At 65.6% G+C, this 1,671-nt stretch carries 1 protein-coding gene; it reads right to left on the bottom strand.

Going from position 1 to position 1,671, the window contains the following annotated elements:
• Window positions 1-171 precede the first annotated feature (171 nt).
• Complete coding sequence (locus NRB20_RS37345) at window positions 172-1,554, bottom strand: IS1380 family transposase (RefSeq protein ID WP_406603924.1); 1,383 nt, start codon at window positions 1,552-1,554, stop codon at window positions 172-174.
• Between the last annotated feature and the right edge of the window lie 117 nt (window positions 1,555-1,671).

The raw sequence follows: 1,671 nt of genomic DNA, 5'->3' as shown, positions 1-1,671 counted from the left end.
CCTGGATCTTGCGCCGGGCCTGCGGCCCGGCGTGATCGGGTTCGGATTGGTTGTTTGCCGCTGATCAGCGGCTTTCGGGCAATCTTGGGTGGCCCGGTCGGCGGGTTGGCCGCCGGGCTCCACGGGCCCGGAATAGTTGTCCTTTCCTCTTGTTGGGGTGGTTGGCGCTGGTCAGCCAGATTGCAGGCGACCGATGACGGTGACCATCAGGCCGGTGTGCGGGTGGTGGCTCGGTAGTCGTAGCCAGGTTCTGCGGGCGTGGCGTGTGATGCGGGCGGGTAGCGAGAACAGGTGCAGGCGTAAGGTTTTCGGTTCCCAACGGCGGGCGTCGTGGTCGTGCAGTGCGATGGTTTGCAGCCAGGCGATCAGGTCCATCGCGATGACGGTGATCGCGGTCCAGATCCGGTTCTGGTCGAAACCGTGGAACGGCAGGTTACGAATTCCGGTGTCTTTCGCATGACGGATCCGATCTTCGCAACGAGCCCGGCGCCGGTGCTGTAACTCCAGGTCGGGCAGCTGGCCGCGGCGGGCGTTGGTGACGAACGCGGTCAACCGCAGCCCATCTACGTCGGTGAACCGCAGCTGAGCGCCTGGGTGCGGGCGTTCTTTGCGGATCACCAGCCGCATGTCCTCGGGCCAGCCGGTCAGCTCGGCCAGGCCGGTGAGTTCGGCGACCCAGGCGCCGGGGCGTACCTGGCCCTCGGCGTCGTAGGCGGGGGTCCACACGTCCTTCGGGATCTTGTTGACTGCCTCGACCAGGGCTTCGGTGAGTCCGAAACCCAGCGAGTACTGCAACCGCCGAGCCGTGCAGTAGTTCACGAATTCGTGGGTGCCTCCGCCGGCGTCGGTGCGTACCAGCACTTTCCGGCCGACTCGGTAGCCGGGCCGGCACGGCAACTGCTCGAGCGCGGCGGCCAGCACCGTCTTGTGGTCCGCAGCAGTATTGGCGCCGGAGTTCCCCGGCCGCAGCATGATCGCCGCGGGCTCCCCGGTGCCCTCAGCGCCGTGGTCGATGAACGCGAACAGCGGGTGAAAGCCATATCCTTTCTTGAATGTCGGTGCAGCCCTTTCTTTCTCGCTGTGAGCGTCCAGCAGCGATGCGTCCAGGTCGATGATCAGCGGATGCTCGGCGTCGATGTCGTGGTCGGGTGCGTGTTCTCCGGACTTCGCCCAGGCCGTGGCTCTGGCCCTGGCGCGAGCAGAAGCCATCCCCGACAGCACCTTCGGTGCGTCCGCGGCCAGCACCGCGATCAGCCGCGACACCGTCGAATCCGAGGCCACCGAACCGAAAACCCCAGGCTCGCACCGCAATACCGACAGATCCGCCGCGCAGTCACCGCCGATCGCGATCGACACCGCCAGATCCAGCACGATCTTGCCCGGATCGTGCGTCGCGAGGGATTTGCGCCACGGCGCCAGCACCTGCGACAACACCCGATCCAACCCGACTTTGGCCGCAACGCGCAGCAGCGCGACCGCCCCGGCCTGCGACACGACGCCCGTTCCGGTCCCGTCAACTTTCAGCGACGGGTACCACGACATAGACTGACTCACCGAAAGGGTGCTCCTGCAACTGCCATATTCGAACCTAGACAACTCGAATTATCGCAGGTCAGAGCACCCTTTCCTCATACCGACACACGGTGTCGGAATTCCGGTGAATGCGCGAGG

The sequence above is a fragment of the Nocardia macrotermitis genome, from assembly GCF_009604405.1.
Lineage (GTDB): Bacteria > Actinomycetota > Actinomycetes > Mycobacteriales > Mycobacteriaceae > Nocardia > Nocardia macrotermitis.
Note: the sequence above shows the minus strand (reverse complement) of the source record. Positions and strands in the feature narration are given on the sequence as shown.